Origin of the sequence: Leucobacter tardus, from assembly GCF_017583045.1 — a bacterium.
Lineage (GTDB): Bacteria > Actinomycetota > Actinomycetes > Actinomycetales > Microbacteriaceae > Leucobacter > Leucobacter tardus.
Window position 1 is genome coordinate 449947 of record NZ_JAGFBF010000005.1, and the last position, 18813, is coordinate 468759.

The following is an 18813-nucleotide window of genomic DNA, read 5'->3' on the forward strand; positions in this document are numbered from 1 at the left end:
CCTATGACACGGCGGCGGCCACCATCTCCGCGCGGACGCGCTCCTCGACCGGGAGCGGCGCTGCCGGGTCGCCCGTGGTGAAGATGCGCACCTGCACGATCGCCTGCTCGACGAGCATGTCGAGACCGGCGTGCGCACTGCCGCCCGCGGCCGTCCAGCGCCGCGCGAGCGGCGACGGCCACGGATCGTACGCCACATCGTAGAGCGGTACGTCGAACGCGTGCGACGGGAGTTCGAGCGCGGTGCCGGCAGGGCCTGGCAGCGTCGAGACGATGAGCGTGGCATCGCGTATCGCCGCTGCAGCCGCGTCACTGTCGAGCGCCTGACCGATGACGTCGAACCGCCGCGCGAGCTCCGCAGCGGCCTCCGCTCGCCGGCCGAGCACGGTCACCGCCTCGGCCGCGAGACGACGTGCCGCCAGAACGGCGGAGACCGCCGTCGATCCGGAGCCGAGCACGACCGTCCGGGTCGCGTCGAGGCCCGCCCGGTCGATCGCGCGCGCCAGGCCGACGACATCCGTGTTGAAGCCGGACCAGTGCGGTACCTCGCCCGCAGTCCCGACGCGCAGCAGCGTGTTCACGACACCGCTCTCCATCGCCACGGCGTCGAGCGAGGCCGCGATGCGATGCGCCTCGGCTTTGAGCGGCATGGTCAGCGAGAACCCGATCCAGCGCTCGTCGCGCCCATCGAGGAACGAGCGCAAGCCGGATTCGCCGACCCGGATCGCGCGATAGTCCCACGGCAGCTGCAGTGCGCGATACGCCGCGGCGTGGATCACCGGCGACCGCGAATGCGCGATCGGCGAACCGAGGACCGCCACGCGGCGCGCGCCGGAGGGAACGCCCATCAGCACCCGCTGTCTGGGGTGGTGTCGCACCATTCGCGGTACTCGGCGACCGCCTGCTCGTGCTCCGCGGCGGTGACCGAGAAGGTCGATGCGCCCGTGCCGCCCGGGGACACCACGAAGTACATCCAGTCGCCCTTCGTGGGCTGCAGCGCCGCCTCGATGGCCGCCCGACCGGGGTTCGAGATCGGCCCCTCGGGCAGTCCCGTGTGCACGTAGGTGTTCCACGGGTTGTCGTCTTGCAGCGCCTCGTCGGTGGACCAGACACTGCCGTCGCTGTGCTCCCCCATCCCGTACTGGGCGGTGGAGTCCATCTGCAGACGCATGCCGTCATCGAGCCGGTTCGCGATGACGCGCGACACCTTGCCGAAGTCGTCGGCGATACCGCTCTCCTTCTGCACCATCGCGGCGATGTTCAGCACGCGCTCGCGGTCGTCGACCGCCACATCGAGGCTGTCGAGCACCGCCCGCTGCTCGTCGACGAGCCGCTGGATCGCCTCCGTCGGGGTCGTGTCGAGTTCGAACTCGTACGTAGCGGGGAACAACCATCCCTCGAGCGAGTCGACGCCGCTCGGCAACGAGAACGCCGCGGGATCCTCGGCTGCGGCCTGCAGGTCCTCGAGCGGCATGTCGATGGAGGTCGAGATGCGCTCGAGCGTCTGCTCGACCGTGAAGCCCTCCGGAATCGTCACCGTCAGGGGCACCCGGTTCTCAGGATCCTGCAGCGCGTCGAGTGCCGCGGCGGAGCTCATCTGCTCCCGGAGCTGATACGCGCCCGGCTGGAACTCGACCGTCGGCCGTTCCAGGAGCAGCGAGTAGAAGGCGTCCGAGGTTTTCACGACATCGTGGTCCTCGAGCGTCGCGGCAATGTCTTGACCGATCTCGCCCTCCTGGATGACGACGACCACTTCTCCGCTGCCTTCGCCCTCGTAGTCGTTGCTCGTCCACCCGAGCGCCAGTGAGACCTGCGACCCGTAGTGCGACCACAGGTACCCTCCGGCCGCAGCGAGGCCTCCGAGCAGCACGACGGCGACACCGAGCGAGATCAAGAGGCGATTGCGGGTCTGGCGACGGTCTCGCTGTGCACGTCGATTCATCGTTCGTCTCCCCTCTCGGGCGATCCGGCCGCAGCCAGGCGCCCCGGCGCGCTGCCGCGCGAGCGTTCGGTGTCAATGGCGTGCTGCAGGATCACCACGGCCGCAGCCTGATCGATCACGGCGCGACTCTGCCTCGTCTTGCGTCCGGCCTGGCGCAACTGCCCCTGAGCGGACACGGTCGAGAGGCGCTCGTCGACGAACCGAACGGGTACGCCCTGCTCTCGCAGCGCCGCAGCGATGCGGTCGCCGAACGCTTCGGCGTCGTCGGTCGACGGCGTGTGCTCGCCTCTGAGGTTGAGCGGCAGGCCGACGACGACCTCGACGGCGCTGGTCTCCGCGACGATCTCGATGATCCGACCGATGTCGGTATCGCCGCTGAGGTCTCGGGTGATCGTCTCGACCGGCGTGGCGAGCATGGCGTGCGGATCGCTGCGCGCGATCCCCACACGCGCTTTGCCGACGTCCACGCCGAGCCGCGTTCCTGGGCGCACGCTACCCCTGCAGGCTGCGCCGGATCTCGGCGAGTGCGGGGTCGATACGTGCGGGGTCGGTGCCGCCGCCCTGCGCGAGGTCCGGCTTCCCGCCGCCGCCGCCGCCGAGCACTCCGGCACCGAGTTTCGCGAGATCACCGGCCTTCACACCGGCGTCGCGCGCGGCCGCCGTCGTCGCGGTGATCACCACGGGCTTGCCGGCCGCATCTCCGGCGAGGGCGACGACCCCCGCCTCGCTGCCGAACTGCTCGCGAAGCTTCAATGCAAGTCCGCGGATGTCATCGGCGGATCCGACGGATCCGAGCGACGCGATCACGGCCCGCACGTCACCGACGCGCTCCGCACCCGCCATGAGATCGGGGACGCGCTGCGCGAGCTGCTGCGCCTCGAACGCGGCGATCTTCTTCTCGGCCGCCTTCAGCTGAGCCGACAGATCCTGCACCTTCGAGACCACCTCGAGGCGCGGCACCTTCAGACCGCTCGTGAGCTGCTGCACGATGGCGCGCTCTGCCGCGAAGTTGCGGAACGCTTCGAGCCCGACCAGCGACTCGACACGGCGGTTGGTCGAGCCGACCGAGCTCTCGGACACCAGGTTGATCATGCCGATCTCGGCGGAGCTCGACACGTGCGTTCCGCCGCACAGTTCGCGCGACCACGGGCCCCCGATGTCGACGACGCGGACACGGTCGCCGTACTTCTCGCCGAAGAGCGCCATGGCGCCGATCGACTTCGCTTCGTCGAGATCCATCTCTCGGGTCACGACATCGTAGTCGGATCGGATCGCGAGGTTCGAGATCTCTTCGATCTCGCTCTTCGTCTCTGCGGACAGCGCGTCCGAGTGCGTGAAATCGAGCCGGAGGTACCCCGCCTTGTTGTAGGAGCCCGACTGGTGCGCGTTGGGGCCGAGCACATCGCGGAGCGCTGCGTGGACGACGTGCGTCCCCGAGTGCGCCTGCGTCGCTCCGCGTCGGTAGTCGGCGTCCACGCGGGTTTCGGCGCGAGCATCGAGACCGATGGTGCCGACCGTCACCTTCACGGTGTGGACGATCAGTCCGGGTACGGGCTTCTGCACATCGAGAACCTCGGCCTCGAATCCGTCGCCGACGATGAGTCCCTGATCGGAGTCCTGGCCGCCCGATTCGGCGAAGAGCGAGGTCTCGGCGAGCACCAGCTCCGCGATCTCCCCCTCGCGCGCCTCACGAGCGGTCGCGCCGTCAACGACGAGGCCGAGCACGCGACTCTCATGCCGCAGCTCCGAGTAGCCCGTGAACAGCGTCTCGCCAAGGCCGCGCAACTCCTTGTAGACGGACAGGTCGGCGCGCTGGCCCTTCTTCGCCTTCGCATCGGCCTTGGCGCGGTCGCGCTGCTCCTGCATGAGCGACGCGAACACGCCCTCGTCGACCGCCACTCCCGCTTCTTCCGCGATCTCGAGCGTCAACTCGATGGGGAATCCGTGGGTATCGTGCAAGAGGAATGCCGTGTCCCCGGCGAGATCGGTCCGATCCGCCTGCGCGCGACCGACCGCGTCATCGAGGATCTCGATACCCGAGTGCAGTGTGCGCAGGAAGGTCCGCTCCTCCGCGTACGCCGCGCGCGAGATGAACGCGAAGTTCCGCTCCACATCGGGATAGCCGTCACGCATGGCGTCGCGCGACACGGGGAAGAGTTCGGGGAACGTGGCCCCCTCGACACCCAGCAGCCGCATCGAGAGGATGACTCGACGCAGCAGCCGGCGCAGGATGTATCCGCGACCCTCGTTGGAGGGCGTGACGCCGTCCGAGATGAGCATGAGTCCGGACCGCACGTGGTCGGCGACGACGCGCAGACGCACGTCATCGTCGTGGTTCGCACCATAGGTCTTGCCCGCGAGCTCGGCGGCCCGGTCGAGCACCGGACGCACCTGATCGATCTCGTACATGTTGTCGACGCCCTGCTTCAGGAACGCCACGCGCTCGAGACCCATGCCGGTGTCGATGTTCTGCTTCGGCAGCTCGCCGACGATGCGGAAGTCGACCTTCGACTGCACATCGGCGATCTCGTACTGCATGAAGACGAGGTTCCAGATCTCGACGTAGCGATCGTCATCGGTCGCCGGCCCTCCGTCGATCCCGTAGGCGGGGCCTCGGTCGAAGAAGATCTCGGAGCAGGGTCCCGCCGGCCCGGGCTGACCGGTCGACCAGTAGTTGGTGTCCTTGCCGAGCCCCTGGATGCGCTCGTCGGGCAGGCCGATCTCATCGCGCCAGATCCCGCGCGCCTCGTCGTCCTCCTCGTAGACCGTCACCCACAGATCCTCGGGATCGAACCCGAGCCCCCCGTCGGCCTCGGACGACGTGAGCAGGCCCCACGCGTAGCGGATGGCACCGGCTTTGAAGTAGTCGCCGAACGAGAAGTTGCCGCACATCTGGAAGAAGGTGCCGTGACGCGGTGTCTTGCCCACCTCTTCGATGTCGTTGGTGCGGATGCACTTCTGCACGCTCGTCGCGCGCGGGTACGGTGCGGGAACGAGACCCGAGAGATACGGCACGAACGGCACCATGCCCGCCACCGTGAACATGAGACTCGGATCGTCGCTCACGAGTGAGGCCGACGGAACGACGGTGTGCCCGTTGCGTTCGAAGTAGTCGAGCCAGCGGCGACGAATGTCAGCGGTCTGCATGAATGGTGTCCTTCGGGGAGAGGAGGTGCGGGAGGGAGGGGTCAGTTGTTCGGTCGCGCATCGGAGTCGGCCAGCGTCTGCTCGACGTGATCGAGCACCTCTTTGGCCTCGGACTCGACCTCGTGGTACCCGGCAGACACGGCGTCAGAGATCTCGCGAGCACCCTGGCTCACACGATCGAAGAAGCGCCGCCCCTCTGGCGTCTGGTTCACGAAGTGCGCCCCGACGAACCCGAGACCGATGCCCACGATCAGCCAGAACAGCTTGCCCATACGGTATTCCTTCCAACGAGTGCCGACCCCGCCCCGTTTCGGCGCAGGGAAAACATAGGGAACAGTGTAGCGCCCGCCTATGACAAGAGGGGGCGCCTCACGGCACCCCCTCTTGCGGATCAGACCTTAGCGGCCCGAGTAGTACTCGACGACCAGCTGGACTTCACAGGTCACCGGAACCTCGGCGCGCTTCGGGCGGCGCACGAGACGCGCCTGGAGCTTGTCGAGCTCGACCTCGAGGTACCCGGGGACGTTCGGCAGGACCTCGGCGTGACCGCCGGCGGCCGCGACCTGGAAGGGCTCCATGGCCTCGGAGCGCTGCTTCACGTGGATCAGCTGACCGGGCTTCACGCGGAAGGACGGACGATCGACGATCTTGCCGTCGATCAGAATGTGGCGGTGCGTCACCATCTGACGCGCCTGCGCCGTTGTGCGGGCGAAGCCGGCGCGGAGCACCAGCGCGTCGAGACGCATCTCGAGCAGCTCCACGAGGTTCTCACCCGTCAGCCCGTCCTGGCGACGCGCCTCGGCGAACGCGATCGTCAGCTGCTTCTCGCGGATGCCGTACTGCGCCCGCAGACGCTGCTTCTCGCGGAGACGGACAGCGTAGTCGCTGTCACTCTTGCGCTTGGTGCGGCCGTGCTGACCGGGAGCGTAGGGACGCTTCTCGAGGTAGCGTGCGGCCTTCGGGGTGAGGGCGATGCCCAGCGCGCGTGAGCGGCGGGTCTGTGAGCGAGTACGCGACGTAGTCGACACGGGGATCCTTTCGGGGTTCTGTACAGAATTTCTTGTTCTCTCGGCCTCGCTGCGCCCGCATTCACGCGAACTCTCGCGCAATGCACGCGACGCAACATACCGTCTTCGGTGAGGGAACGACCAGTGCAGAAACCCGGCTACGGGGACCCTGCCACCCATCCCCCGCGTGCAGCCAGCCGCGGAGGAGATGTTGGCCAGCGAAGAGTCTATCAGATTCGTGTGATCCGGCGGATCTTCTCCAGGCGCTCCGCAAGGTCGCGCTCGTGCCCGTGCGCAGCGGGCTGGTAATAGACGCGGTCCGCGAGCTCATCGGGGAGGTACTGCTGGCCGACGACGCCGCGCGGGTCGCTGTGGGGGTACCGATACCCCTTGCCGTGACCGAGTCGCTTCGCCCCCGGATAGTGCGCGTCGCGGAGATGCTTCGGAACCTGACCGAACTTGCCCGCTTTCACGTCGGCGATCGCTGAGTCGATCGCGGTGATGGTCGCGTTCGACTTCGGTGCGGTGGCGATGTAGATCGTGGCCTCGGCCAGCGGAATGCGGGCTTCGGGCAGACCGATGAGCTGCGCGGCCTGCGCTGCGGCGACGGCGACCTCCAGTGCGTGAGGGTCCGCCATGCCGACATCTTCTGCCGCGTGCACGATGAGACGGCGGCCGATGAACCGCGGATCCTCACCCGCCTCGATCATGCGGGCCAGATAGTGGAGCGCCGCATCGGGATCGGACCCGCGCATCGACTTGATGAACGCGCTGATCACGTCGTAGTGCTGGTCCCCGTTGCGGTCGTAGCGCAGCAGTGCGCGATCGACCGACTCGGCGACGATCTCCGCCGTCACGACCGCAGGGACTTCGATGTCGCGTCGGTCTCCCTCGTCGCCAGCGTCACCCTCTTCGGCGGCAGCGCCCAGCGCGGATGCGGCCGCCGCCTCGAGCGCCGTGAGGGCGCGCCGCGCATCTCCCGACGCGAGCCGGACGATCGCGGTCATCGCCTCCTCGTCGAGACTGACCGCCCCGTCGAGCCCGCGCGGTTCGGCGACCGCACGCCCCACCAGCTCGCGGAGGTCGTCGTCGTCGAGCGGTTCCAGCGTCAGCAAAAGGGAGCGGGACAGGAGTGGGCTGATCACAGAGAAGGACGGGTTCTCCGTCGTCGCCGCGACCAGCGTCACCCACCCGTTCTCGACACCGGGCAGCAGTGCGTCCTGCTGAGCCTTGGTGAACCGGTGAATCTCGTCGAGGAAGAGTACCGTCGAGGTGTCGAAGAGATCGCGATCGTTGAGGGCGCGCTCCATCACGGTGCGGACGTCTTTGATGCCGGCAGTGACGGCGGAGAGCTCGACGAACTTGCGCCCGCTCGAGTGCGCGATCGCCTGCGCGAGCGTCGTCTTCCCCGTGCCGGGAGGACCCCACAGAATAATCGAGACCGCGCCGCCTCCACCACCTTCCGACGACGCCAGGGTCCGCAGCGGCGATCCCGCCTTCAACAGATGCTGCTGACCCACCACCTCGTCGAGCGCGCGTGGGCGCATGCGCACCGCGAGCGGTGCCGTGTGCACGAGAGGACGAGAGGGAGTCACGCCGCCATGTTACCGACCACCTCCGACACCGGCCAGAAACGCGCCTGTGTGGCATAGTGGGATGGGTCAATGCCCGGTCGGCGTCCGCCGACTCCCGAGACGACAGGTGAGCAGCACGGTGAGCGAAGCGACGAATGAGACGCCCTGGGGCCGAGTGGACGAGAACCGCACGGTGTACGTGCGCGAGGGCGACACCGAGCGGGCCGTGGGCGAGTTCCCCGATGGCACCAGTGAGGAAGCGCTCGCCTACTTCACGCGCAAGTTCGCGGATCTCGAGGGTCAGGTGACGCTGCTCGAACAGCGCATCAGGCGCGGCACCGCGCCCGCCGACGTGAGCGACACCGTCGCCAAGCTGCAGGCGCAGCTCGTCGAGCCCGCCGCCGTGGGCGATCTCGCCTCACTGCGGGATCGCGTCGAGAAGCTCTCGGGTCGCGCCGAGGAACTCACGGAGAAGCAGCGCGCTGAGCGCGAGGCCGCGAAGCAGGAGGCCGCAGCGCAGCGGGAGTCCATCGTGACTGAAGCCGAGCGTCTCGCCGCTCAGCCCGAGTCCTCGATCCGTTGGAAGGAGACCGGACAGGCGTTCGAGCAGCTGTTCACCGATTGGCAGCGGGCGCAGAAGAGCGGCCCTCAGATTCCGAAGTCGCAGGCCGACGCGCTCTGGAAGCGCTTCCGTGCCGCCCGGCAGTCGTTCGACTCCGCCCGTCGCGCTCACTTCGCACAGATGGACGCGAACAACCGTGACGTGAAGCAGCGCAAGGAACGGATCATCGGTGCCGCGGAGGCACTGGCTCCGAAGGGCGCGGACGGCATTCCCGCGTACCGCACGCTCCTGGACGAGTGGAAGGCCGCCGGACGCGCGAGTCGGAAGCTCGATGACCAGCTCTGGGCGCGGTTCAAGGCGGCCGGAGATGTGCTGTTCGATGCGAAGAAGTCGATCGACGCGCAGGCCGACGAAGAGCAGGTCGGCAATCTGGCTGCCAAGCAGGCGCTGCTCGACGAGGCTCAGCCGCTGCTGCAGGAGTCCGACCACGCGGTGGCTCGGAAGCGTCTGGCCGAGGTCCAGCGGCGCTGGGACGAGATCGGTCGCGTTCCCCGGGAGTCGCTCCGCGAGGTCGAGGGTCGACTCCGCCGCATCGAGGATCACGTCAAGGGACTCGAGGAGGAGCACTGGCGCCGCACGAATCCGGAGACCAAGGCGCGGAGCGAGGGTCTGCGGGGCCAGCTCGAATCGTCGATCGCCGAGCTCGAGGCTCAGGTGAACGCGGCGCGGGCATCCGGCGACCGTCGCGCGTTGGAGGAGGCCGAGGGGGCCTTGCAGACTCAGCAGAGCTGGCTCGCCGCCATCGGCGACTGACGTTCTCCACAGGGGCCGCGCAGCGCGTGCGGGGCCCGCAGCGGGGCGCCATGCTGGAAGGATGACCTCGCCACTCCCGAACCCGCCGACCCTCGATCATCTGCCGAGCTCCGTGATCCGCGCCGCACTCCTGCGCGGCGACATCGTACGGTGCGGTCCGGGTGTCCGACCCATCGGATGGCCGGACACGCCCCGCGTACGCGCCCACGCGCTGACACTCGCTCCTGGCCGAGTCGCGTCGCACCTCACCGCCGCCTGGGTGTGGGGCGCCGCACGTCACCCCGGTGCTCCGCTCCACGCCACGGTCACGGACCGCCGCCGGCGCGATCCGGTGCGCGACGCCGCGCTCGCCCTGCACCACCGTCCGGTCCCCGAGCTCGATCTGGTGCGCTTCGGCGCCACAGCGGTCACGACTCCACGGCGCACCCTCATCGATCTTCTGCACGAGCCGGGAGCCGAAGACGGCTTTCCGCATACGGCACGCGTCGCCTGCCGCCTGCTGAGTCGATCCTCTCCCGGGGGCATCGATGCGATTCCCCTGACGGAGATCCTCGCCGGTCGTGCGTCGAGCCGCGCACGCATCGAAGCACGTCTGGCGAGACTGTGATCGCCAGACCCCCGACCGCTGCGCCGTGTCGCCCTAGTTCGTATGCGTACGGTACACGTCGTACACGCCATCGATGCGTCGTACCGCATTGAGCACCCGGTCCAGGTGCGTCGAGTTCGCCATTTCGAAGATGAAGCGGCTGATCGCCAGGCGCGACCGAGAGGTCTGCACCGATGCGGACAGAATATTCACGTGATGCTCGCTGAGCACCCGCGTGACGTCGAGCAGCAACCCGGACCGGTCGAGGGCTTCGACCTGGATCTGCACCAGGAAGACGCTCTTCGCGGTCGGCGCCCACTCCACCTCGACGATACGGTCGGGCTGGGACTCGAGAGCGAGGAAGTTCTGGCAGTCGGTGCGGTGCACCGAGATGCCCTGCCCTTTGGTGATGAAGCCGCGGATCTCGTCACCCGGTACCGGTGTGCAGCACTTCGCGAGCTTCACCAGAACATCGGAGGCGCCCTTGACGACGACACCGCTGTTCGAGTCCGTCTTCGGCTCGGCGGGGCGCGAGATCCGATCGGGCTGCTGCGCGGTCACCGCGGGCTCGGTGGAGGCCTGGTCTTCAGCGACGAGCGCGCCGACCTTCTCGATCACGGACTGCGCGGAGACATGCCCCTCGCCGATGCCGGCGTAGAGCGCTGTCACGTCGGTGTAGTGCAGCTGCAGTGCGACCTGCTGCAGCGACTCCGAGTTGAGCGACTGCCGCAGCGGCAGCCCCTGCTTGCGCAGGGCGCGCGTCATCTCGTCCTTGCCGCGTTCGATCGCCTCATCGCGCCGCTCTTTGGTGAACCACTGCCGGATCTTGTTCTGCGCCCGCTTGCTCTTCACGAACCGGAGCCAGTCCTGGTTCGGACCCGCCTCCGGATCCTTCGAGGTGAAGACCTCGACGACGTCGCCGTTCTGCAGCGGCGTCTCGAGCGGCACCAGTCGTCCGTTCACGCGGGCGCCCATCGTGTGATGCCCGACCTCGGTGTGCACCGCGTAGGCGAAGTCGACGGTCGTACCGCCCTCCGGGAGCCCGATCACGCGCCCCTTCGGCGTGAAGACGTAGACCTCCTTCGCACCGATCTCGAACCGCAGTGCATCCAGGAACTCGCCAGGGTCCTCCGTCTCGGCCTGCCAGTCGGAGATGTGCGCGAGCCACGCCATGTCGGACGAGGGCGCCGTCGCGGCCTGCGACCCGGACTGCTTCTGTGAGCTCTGCTGCTTGTACTTCCAGTGCGCCGCAACGCCGTACTCGGCGCGCTGGTGCATCTCGAAGGTGCGGATCTGGATCTCGACGGCGCGCCCGTCCGGTCCGATCACCGTGGTGTGCAGCGACTGGTAGAGGTTGAACTTCGGGGAGGCGATGTAGTCCTTGAAGCGACCGGGGATCGGGGTCCACCGCGCATGCACGGCACCGAGCACGGCGTAGCAGTCGCGGATCGAGTTCACCAGCACACGGATGCCGACCAAGTCGTAGATGTCGTCGAAGTCGCGACCCCGGACGATCATCTTCTGGTAGATCGAATAGAACTCTTTCGGGCGCCCTGTCACTTCTCCGCGGATGCGCGCGTCGCGGAGGTCCTGCTCGATCGAGCCGATCACGACGCCGACGAGTTCGTCGCGCTGCGGATTGCGCTGCACGACCAGATTCTCGATCTCCGCGTACAGCTTCGGCTTCAGCACCGCGAACGACAGGTCTTCGAGCTCGGTCTTGATCGACTGGATCCCGAGGCGGTGCGCGAGCGGCGCGTAAATCTCGAGCGTCTCCTGCGCCTTCCGCTTCGCGGAGTCCGACGAGACGAACCCCCAGGTGCGCGCATTGTGCAGGCGATCGGAAAGCTTGATGACGAGGACGCGAATGTCCTTCGACATCGCGACCACCATCTTGCGCACGGTCTCCGCCTGCGCGGAACTCCCGTACTTCACTTTGTCGAGCTTGGTCACGCCATCGACGAGCATGGCGATCTCTTCACCGAACTCGTGCGACAGCTCCGTCAACGAGTACTCGGTGTCCTCGACCGTGTCGTGCAAGAGGGCCGCCGCCACCGCGACCGGTGCGACGCCGAGCTCGGCGAGGATCTGGGCGACCGCGATCGGGTGGGTGATGTAGGGTTCGCCGCTGCGGCGCTTCTGGCCCCGATGCGCCTGCTCGGCAACGACGTACGCGCGATCGATGACCGAGAGATCCGCTTTCGGGTGCGCCGCGCGCACGGTGCGGATCACCTCTTCCACCGCCCCAGGGGCACTCGCGCGCGAGAAGATGCGCGGCACGAGGCGTCGCAGCGACGACGTCCCGGTTCCTGTGACGTCACTCGTTGCCATGTGCCACCCCCTTGGAATGAATGATTGAACGTTACACCAGGTCAGCGTCGATCACGAATCGGGGGTCGTCCTCGGCGGAGACGCTCAGACGCCCGTGCTCCGCCCGCTCTCCGCGTCACCCGCGAGCACGTCGTTCGGGTGCTCGGCACCGTCGCCCTCCCGGAGATGCTGCTCGCGGATCTCACGCACTCGCGCGTCGCGCTTCTTGAGCGCGGGCTCGTGCGAACGCATGTCCGCGTACACAGGCGCGGCCACGAAGATCGTCGAGTACGCTCCGACCAGGATGCCGATGAACAGGGCGAGGGAGATGTCGCGCAGCGTCGCCGCACCGAGCCAGTACCCGCCGATGAAGAGAATGCCGCCGACCGGCAGAAGACCCACGACGGAGGTGTTGATCGACCGGACCAGCGTCTGGTTGACCGCGAGGTTCACCGACTCGGAGAAGGTGCGCGTCTCGTTGAGCGCGCCGGGCGACGTGTTCTCGCGAATCTTGTCGAACACCACCACGGTGTCGTAGAGCGAGTAGCCCATGATCGTCAAGAATCCGATCAGTGCCGCCGGCGTCACTTCGAAGCCGGTGATCCCGTAGATGCCCGCCGTGATGATGAGGTCGTGCAGCAGCGCGACCAACGCAGCGGCGGCCATCTTCCAGGTGCGGAAGTACACCGCCATGACGAGGGCGGCGAACACCAGGAACACCGCGACGCCGATCATCGCCTGCTTGGTGATGTCCTGGCCCCACGCGGGTCCCACGAACGAGTACGTGACGTCGGTCTCACCGACGTCGAACGCCTCCTGCAATGCTGCCGAGACCTCGGTGTTCTCCGTCTCGCTCAGGTCCTCCAGCTGGATCCTGACGTCGGTCTGTCCGACGTGGCTGACGCGCGGAGTGCTCGACGGGAGTACTTCCGCGACAGCCTCCTCCGCGATCTGCTGGTCGTTCTCGACGGACGTGTCGAGATGCACCTGGAACTGGCTGCCGCCGGTGAACTCGATCCCGAAGACGAATCCGCCGCGGAGGAACGGCCCGACGATGGAGACGATGACGAGCGCGATGGCGATGGTGTACCAGAGCTTCCGCCGACGAACGAACTCCACCGACTGCTCGCCGGTGTAGATCGCATTGCCCCACTCGGAGAATGAGCGTGCCATGTCAGCTCTCCTTTCCGACGGGTTCGACGCCCGCGTCCGCAGCCTTGCGCTCGGCGATCGTCTGCCGGCGCTCGGCTTCCTTGCGGCTGCCCAGGTTCTTCTTGCTCTTCCCGCGTCCGCCGGTCGCCACCGGTGCGCGGAACTGCAAACGTCCGCGGTACACCGCGCCGAGTCGACGCGGGTCCAACCCGGACGCCGGGTGCCCCTCGCGGTAGAACTTGGTGCGCGCCAGCAGCGTCATGAGCGGGTGCGTGAACGCCATGACGACGATGATGTCGATCAGGGTGGTGAGCCCCAGCGTGAACGCGAAGCCCCGCACGTTCGCGACGGCGAAGATGAAGAGGATCACCGCGGCCATGATGTTGATCGCATCCGAGGCGAGGATCGTGCGCAGCGCTTTCTTCCAGCCGTGATCGACGGCGGAGTTCAACGCGAATCCGTCTCGAATCGAGTCTCTCACACGTTCGAAGTACAGGATGAACGAGTCGGCGGTGAACCCGACCGCCACGATGATGCCGGCAACGCCGGCCAGGCTCAATCGATACCCCTGCCGCCATGAGAAGAAGGTCAGCAGCAGGTATGTGAGCACCGCGGCGATGCCGAGCGACATGATCGTCACGGTGCCGAGCACACGGTACTGGAAGAGCGAGTAGACCACGACAAGCGCGAGGCCGATGATGCCGGCGATGAGACCCGCCTGCAGCTGGTTCGAACCGAGCGTCGCCGAGATGTCCTCCTGGCTCTGCGTCTCGAATCCGATCGGCAGCGCACCGAACTTCAGCTGATCGGCCAGCACTTCGGCGGACTCCTGCGTGAAGTTGCCCGAAATCGACGGGCGACCGTCGAGGATCTGCGCGTTCATCGTGGGCGCGGACACCACGCGGCCGTCGAGTACGAATGCGAATTGATTCAGCGGGGGCTGCGCGCCGAACATCCGCGAGCTGATCTCGCCGAAGGCCTGGCCGCCGGCATCAGTCATGCGCAGCTGTACTGCCCACCCGCCGGTCGTCGCACCCTGCTGAGTGGTCTCGGCCTGCGCCGTCGCATCGGTGATGACGTCACCGTCGAGCTCGACCGGCCCCAGGATGTACTTGACCTGATTGGTCTCGTCGCACGTGACGAGCGGACGATCGGTCGCGGACTCACCGGCGTTGAGCGCGGCCTCCGAGTCGCACGTGAAGTCGTCGAACTCCTGCTGCAATGCCGGCGTGATCCACTCCAGATCTCCGGCACCGTCCGGAAGCGGATCGGGATCGCGATCTTCGGCGGGCACCGGCTCGCTCTCGGCTGCAGCGTCGTCCTCTTCGCCCTCGGGGGTCAGCGTACCGGCCGCGTCCATCGCCAGGACGGGCCGGAAGTCGAGCTTCGCCGAGGCCGAGATGCGCGCGAGCGTCTCCTCGTCGGCCTGGCCCGGAATGGCGACGGAGATGTTCTGGCTTCCCTGAGTCGTCACCTCCGCCTCGGAGACGCCCGAGGCATCGACACGATCGCGGATGATGCTGACGGCCTGGTCGAGCTGCTCTCCGCTCACCGAACCGCCGCCGTCCGTCAGCTGCGGGGCGAGCAGAATCTGCGTTCCGCCCTGCAGATCGAGGGCGAGCTTCGGCGCCCACCCGGTCTCACCCCGTGCGACGCCGATCGCGATGACGCCGACGAGACCCACGATGAGGACGAGGAGGAGGGTGAGCGAACGCCACGCTTTCTTCACGGCAGGTGATGACGCCAAAGTGAACCGCTTTCCGGGAACAGTGAGGAGGAGTGAGTGGAGCCGGCCTAGGCCTTCGGTGCTCCGCCGTTCGGGCGGTCGTCGCCTTCGTCGGCCGGACGCTCGACAGCGGGGTCGGCGTCGGCGACGCGGCGATCCTCGTCGATCACGACGTTCTCCTCCTCGACCACCTTCGGGCTGAACTCGGGGTCATCGTCGGGCGCGACAACGGTCTCCTCGACGACCGGCGCATCGACCGGCTCCGTGATCTGACCGATCGCGTTGCGGTGCACCACGAGCGTGCTGTCGCCGCTCAGGATCGTGACCCGACTGTTCTCCTCGTCCACCGACTCGACGATGCCGAAGATGCCGGACTGCAGCATCACGCCGGCGCCGGGTCGCAGACCGCTCTGCAGCTGCTCCATCGCCTGACGACGCTTCTTGCCATTGCGGAACATGAAGATGATGAGCACGCCGATGAGCGCGATCATGACGAGTGAGATCGGATCCACGGTGGTCCTTTCGATCGGGGGTCTGAGGGAGCGCCCGTCGGACGCAAACCACCCCAGTCTAGCTGACGGGAGGCATGGGGATGCCTGTGTGCTCCCAGCCCATCCGGGTGACGGTGCGGCCGCGCGGCGTCCGCGACAGCAGGCCGGCCCGGACCAGGAAGGGCTCGACGACCGACTCGATCGTCTCCGCCTCTTCACCGACCGACACGGCGAGCGTCGAAAGCCCGACGGGGCCTCCCCCGAACCGCTCGACCACGGCGCGCAGCACCTCGCGATCGAGCCGATCGAGGCCCTGCGCATCCACGTCGTAGAGGGCGAGGGCCGCCTGCACGGCGTCCGTTCCCCCGGCGACGCCGTGCACCAGGCTGTAGTCGCGCACACGCCTCAGCAGGCGGTTGGCGATACGCGGTGTGCCGCGCGACCGTCGGGCGATCTCACTCACGCCCGCGGCAGCGATGTCGAACTCCAGCAGTCGCGCCGCGCGGGTGACCACGCTCTCCAGCTCGTCGTCGGCGTAGAACTCGAGGTGGGCAGTGAACCCGAAGCGATCGCGCAGCGGGTTCGGCAGCAGGCCGGCACGAGTCGTGGCACCGACCAGCGTGAACGGCGCGATCTCGAGCGGAATCGATGTCGCGCCCGCGCCCTTGCCGACCATGATGTCGATCTTGAAGTCCTCCATCGCGAGGTAGAGCATCTCCTCGGCACTGCGCGCCATGCGATGGATCTCGTCGATGAAGAGCACCTCTCCCGGAGTGAGCGCCGAGAGCACCGCCGCCAGATCACCGGCGTGCTGGATCGCGGGACCCGATGTCTGGTGGAGCGGCTTCTCGAGCTCGGCTGCGACGATCATCGAGAGCGTCGTCTTGCCGAGTCCCGGAGGGCCCGCGAGCAGAATGTGGTCGGGCGTGCGCTGCTGCATGGTGGCGGCGTCGAGCAGCAGCCGGAGCTGCTGCCGGACTCGGGACTGACCGACGAACTCCTCGAGTGAGCCCGGGCGGAGCGCGCCCTCGTACCCGAGCTCGCCCGTGGTCGCCTGACCCGATAGTTCGCCCGTCATCGTCCCCGCCCGCGAGCCGAAGCCTGGTCGCTCTGCAGCAGCCGGAGCGCTGCACGCAGCAGCCCCGCCTCGTCAACGGGTGCTCCGGCGGTCGCGGCGTCCTGAACGGCCTGCGCCGCATCCGCATCGCTGTAGCCGAGGCCGGAGAGCGCGAGTTGCACGGCTCCGGACGCGCCGGCGCTCTCGGAACCGGACGCCGATGCCGGCGCGTCGTCGCTCGTCTCGACCGCTGCGAGTTTTCCGGCGAGAGACACGGTGATCAGCTTCGCGGTCTTCGGGCCGATGCCCGAGACACGCTTGAACGGCCGTTCGTCCTCAGCGGCGACCGCACGCGCGATCTCGCCGGGCGTCAGCGCGGACAGCACGCCGAGCGCACTGCGGGGCCCGACGCCGGAGACCGCGATCAGGTGACCGAACACCTCCAGCTCCGGCGCCGTGGCGAAGCCGAAGAGCGTCAGGGAGTCCTCGCGAACGATGAGGGAGGTCTGTAGCGCGACGACGTCGCCGACGTGCGCCTGAGGTGCCCGCCCGCCGGCGGGCACCTCGACGCGCATGCCGATCCCGCCGACGGCGACCACGACCCATCCCGCACCGACCGCGAGCACCTCACCCTGCACCGAAGCGATCATGCGGGCTGCGGCACCGAGTCGTCGGAGTGGTTCGCGATGTCCGCGGCTGTGCCACCGCGGATCGCACGGTTCACGGCGCTGACGATGGCCTCGAGCGTCGCCCGGCTCGTGTCGGGGTCGATGCCGACGCCCCAGAGCCGGTGACCGTCGACCTCGAGGTCGACGTATGCGGCGGCGACGGCGTCGCCGCCCGCACTCATCGCGTGCTCCACGTAGTCGAGGAGAGTCACGTCGTGCCCCGCGCCGTTCAGCGCGTTCAGGAACGCGTCGACCGGGCCGTTGCCGCGCGCGGTCGATTGACGTTCGTCGTCACCGTCGCGGAAGTCGAAGGTGAGCTCCGTGACGCCGTCACCGGCACTCGTCGTCGCGGTTCGCAGCACCTCGTACCGACCCCAGCGCTCGGCATCGGCATTCCGGGACGGCAGGTACTCGTCCTGGAAGATCCGCCAGATCTCGTCGCTCGACACCTCGCCGCCCTCGGTGTCCGTCAGCGCCTGCACGACCGAGCTGAACTCGATCTGCAGACGCCGCGGCAGATCCAGGTGGTGGTCCGTCTTCAGCAGGTAGGCGACACCGCCCTTGCCCGACTGCGAATTCACGCGGATCACGGCTTCGTAGGACCGTCCCAGGTCCTTCGGGTCGACGGGCAGGTACGGTACGGCCCACTCGGTGTCCTCGATCGCGCGACCGGACTCGTCGGCCCGCTCGGCCATGCGCTCGAGACCCTTCTTGATGGCGTCCTGGTGCGAGCCGGAGAACGCGGTGTAGACCAGGTCGCCCGCCCACGGACTGCGCTCGTGCACGCGCAACTGATTGCAGTACTCGGCGGTGCGACGGATCTCGTCGAGACGGGAGAAGTCGATCTCGGGGTCGATGCCCTGCGTGAACAGGTTGATGCCGAGCGCGATGAGGTCGACGTTGCCCGTGCGCTCACCGTTGCCGAAGAGGCAGCCCTCGATGCGGTCCGCTCCAGCCTGGTACCCCAGTTCGGCTGCGGCGACGGCGGTCCCGCGGTCGTTGTGCGGGTGCAGCGAGAGGATGACGTGCTCGCGGTGCGCCAGATGACGACTCATCCACTCGATGGAATCGGCGTACACGTTCGGCGTCGACATCTCGACCGTCGCCGGAAGGTTGATGATCACATTGCGCTCGGCGGTCGGCTCGAAGACCTCGAGCACCTCGTTGCAGACCTCGACGACGTAATCCAGCTCGGTGCCCGTGTACGACTCGGGCGAGTACTGGTAGAACACCTCGGTGTCGGCGCAGATCGATTCGCTCGCCCGGCACAGCTTCGCGCCCTCGACCGCGATGCGCTTGATCCCCTCGCGGTCCGATCGGAAGACGACATCGCGCTGCAGGATGCTCGTCGAGTTGTAGAGGTGGACGATCGCCTGCTTCGCACCGACGAGCGATTCGTAGGTGCGGGTGATCAGGTGCTCGCGGGCCTGCGTCAGCACCTGGATCGTGACGTCGTCGGGAATCGCTCCGTCCTCGATGAGGTGCCGGACGAAGTCGAAGTCGGTCTGACTCGCCGAGGGGAATCCGACCTCGATCTCCTTGTACCCCATCTTCACGAGCAGATCGAACATGATCCGCTTGCGTTCCGGGCTCATCGGATCGATGAGCGCCTGATTGCCGTCGCGGAGGTCGACGGCGCACCAGCGCGGGGCGCGCTCGATGCGACGGTCGGGCCACGTGCGATCGTGCAGTTCCACATCGATGATCTCGTGGAACGGACGGTACCGGTGGACCGGCATGCCTGAGGGCTTCTGCGTGTTCTTCATGGGACTCGTTCTT

At 67.7% G+C, this 18813-nt stretch carries 16 protein-coding genes; 2 read left to right on the forward strand and 14 right to left on the reverse strand.

What is annotated here, in order from left to right; all coding sequences use genetic code 11:
* Position 1: 1 nt before the first annotated feature.
* From J4H85_RS09115 to J4H85_RS09145, 7 genes are all read right to left on the reverse strand, one after another.
* Complete coding sequence (locus J4H85_RS09115) at positions 2-847, reverse strand: shikimate dehydrogenase (RefSeq protein WP_208238899.1); 846 nt, start codon at positions 845-847, stop codon at positions 2-4.
* Complete coding sequence (gene mltG, locus J4H85_RS09120; protein WP_208238900.1) at positions 847-1941, reverse strand: endolytic transglycosylase MltG; 1095 nt, start codon at positions 1939-1941, stop codon at positions 847-849. Before mltG ends, J4H85_RS09115 begins: the two co-directional genes overlap by 1 nt.
* Entirely contained in the window at positions 1938-2432 is a 495-nt protein-coding gene (gene ruvX, locus J4H85_RS09125; RefSeq protein ID WP_208238901.1) for a Holliday junction resolvase RuvX, read from the reverse strand. The genes mltG and ruvX overlap by 4 nt, the downstream gene beginning before the upstream one ends.
* A gap of 1 nt (position 2433) precedes the next feature.
* On the reverse strand, positions 2434-5088 hold the full coding sequence (alaS, locus tag J4H85_RS09130; protein WP_208238902.1) for an alanine--tRNA ligase: 2655 nt from the start codon (positions 5086-5088) through the stop codon (positions 2434-2436).
* 41 nt (positions 5089-5129) lie between these two features.
* Positions 5130-5360 carry a hypothetical protein gene (locus J4H85_RS09135; protein ID WP_208238903.1) on the reverse strand — a complete coding sequence of 77 codons (231 nt, stop codon included), beginning with the start codon at positions 5358-5360 and terminating at the stop codon, positions 5130-5132.
* 126 nt (positions 5361-5486) lie between these two features.
* A complete protein-coding gene (gene rpsD / locus J4H85_RS09140; RefSeq protein WP_208238904.1) occupies positions 5487-6116 on the reverse strand; it encodes a 30S ribosomal protein S4 in 630 nt (209 codons plus the stop codon).
* Between the two features lie 209 nt (positions 6117-6325).
* The gene (locus J4H85_RS09145; protein ID WP_208240375.1) at positions 6326-7642 is read right to left on the reverse strand and encodes a replication-associated recombination protein A; all 1317 of its coding nucleotides are present in this window, start codon (positions 7640-7642) and stop codon (positions 6326-6328) included.
* A 166-nt stretch (positions 7643-7808) separates the two neighbouring features.
* On the opposite strand from J4H85_RS09145, the gene J4H85_RS09150 reads away from it, so the two are divergent.
* Both J4H85_RS09150 and J4H85_RS09155 read left to right on the forward strand, forming a co-directional pair.
* On the forward strand, positions 7809-9044 hold the full coding sequence (locus tag J4H85_RS09150) for a DUF349 domain-containing protein (protein ID WP_307863572.1): 1236 nt from the start codon (positions 7809-7811) through the stop codon (positions 9042-9044).
* 61 nt (positions 9045-9105) lie between these two features.
* Entirely contained in the window at positions 9106-9651 is a 546-nt protein-coding gene (locus tag J4H85_RS09155) for a hypothetical protein (RefSeq protein ID WP_208238908.1), read from the forward strand.
* 33 nt (positions 9652-9684) lie between these two features.
* On the opposite strand, the gene J4H85_RS09160 is transcribed toward J4H85_RS09155, so the two are convergent.
* The 7 genes from J4H85_RS09160 to leuA all read right to left on the reverse strand — a co-directional run bounded on the left by J4H85_RS09160 (position 9685) and on the right by leuA (position 18800).
* Positions 9685-11961: a RelA/SpoT family protein gene (locus J4H85_RS09160; protein WP_208238910.1), complete on the reverse strand. Its 2277-nt coding sequence runs from the start codon at positions 11959-11961 to the stop codon at positions 9685-9687.
* A gap of 84 nt (positions 11962-12045) precedes the next feature.
* Positions 12046-13113 carry a protein translocase subunit SecF gene (gene secF, locus J4H85_RS09165; RefSeq protein WP_208238912.1) on the reverse strand — a complete coding sequence of 356 codons (1068 nt, stop codon included), beginning with the start codon at positions 13111-13113 and terminating at the stop codon, positions 12046-12048.
* 1 nt (position 13114) lies between these two features.
* Complete coding sequence (gene secD, locus J4H85_RS09170; RefSeq protein ID WP_208238915.1) at positions 13115-14839, reverse strand: protein translocase subunit SecD; 1725 nt, start codon at positions 14837-14839, stop codon at positions 13115-13117.
* A gap of 47 nt (positions 14840-14886) precedes the next feature.
* Positions 14887-15330 carry a preprotein translocase subunit YajC gene (gene yajC / locus J4H85_RS09175; RefSeq protein ID WP_307863573.1) on the reverse strand — a complete coding sequence of 148 codons (444 nt, stop codon included), beginning with the start codon at positions 15328-15330 and terminating at the stop codon, positions 14887-14889.
* Between the two features lie 58 nt (positions 15331-15388).
* Positions 15389-16387 (reverse strand): Holliday junction branch migration DNA helicase RuvB, encoded by a 999-nt coding sequence (ruvB, locus tag J4H85_RS09180; RefSeq protein WP_208238918.1) that lies wholly within the window; start codon positions 16385-16387, stop codon positions 15389-15391.
* Positions 16384-17016, reverse strand: coding sequence for a Holliday junction branch migration protein RuvA (gene ruvA, locus J4H85_RS09185; protein ID WP_208238920.1), 633 nt, complete (start codon positions 17014-17016; stop codon positions 16384-16386). The genes ruvB and ruvA overlap by 4 nt, the downstream gene beginning before the upstream one ends.
* The gene (gene leuA, locus J4H85_RS09190) at positions 17013-18800 is read right to left on the reverse strand and encodes a 2-isopropylmalate synthase (protein ID WP_208238921.1); all 1788 of its coding nucleotides are present in this window, start codon (positions 18798-18800) and stop codon (positions 17013-17015) included. Before leuA ends, ruvA begins: the two co-directional genes overlap by 4 nt.
* Positions 18801-18813 lie beyond the last annotated feature (13 nt).